Raw genomic sequence first — 621 nt, 5'->3', positions numbered from 1 at the left:
CCTCGTTCGCCCCGATCGCCCGCCTCCCCGCCGAACTGACTGACGGTCACCCGCTCGAATCCCACCTCGGCGAGACCTCCCCGATCGGCCGCCTCTACGCCGGCCGGGCCCGGGCGCTGCTGATCGGCGTACCGGTCTGGTGCTGCACGGCGCTGCACCTGGCGGAGTACCGGCAGCCCGATCCACCGATCCAGACCTACAGCTGCGTGCTGCCGAACGGCAGCTGGCAGTCGTTCGACGCGGTGCACCTGCGGGACGAACACTTCGAGCCGATGACCGGCGTGCTGAGCGAAATGGCCAGCCTGCGCCGGGGGCGGCTGGGTGCGGCGGACTGCTTCGTGATGGACATCGCGGACGGGGTGGACGTGGCCGACAAGTTCCTCCGGGACAACGCCCTATTCCATTCGTGAACCTGACGTTCCTACACTGAAGGCCCTCTGTGGGGGAAAGACGCGGCTGGGAACTGAGCACACCCCGGCTACGTCTGAGACGGTGCACCACCAACACACCGGAAAGTCTCGGGGGAGGCGCGTGTGTACGGCGACGACGACCCTGGCGGGTGGGACGAGAGCGCGGAGCGTCCGTACTTCTTTCTCAGTTACGCGCACGTGCCGAGATCCC

General features: G+C 68.0%; 1 protein-coding gene. It reads left to right on the top strand.

Annotation, left to right across the window (positions count from 1 at the left end; translation table 11 throughout):
- Positions 1–410: AAC(3) family N-acetyltransferase (locus ABD323_RS43650; protein ID WP_344447563.1), on the top strand; the 410-nt coding region annotated here is incomplete at its 5' end.
- Positions 411–621 lie beyond the last annotated feature (211 nt).

The organism is Kitasatospora nipponensis (assembly GCF_039528135.1).
Taxonomy (GTDB): domain Bacteria; phylum Actinomycetota; class Actinomycetes; order Streptomycetales; family Streptomycetaceae; genus Kitasatospora; species Kitasatospora nipponensis.
Note: the sequence above shows the minus strand (reverse complement) of the source record. Positions and strands in the feature narration are given on the sequence as shown.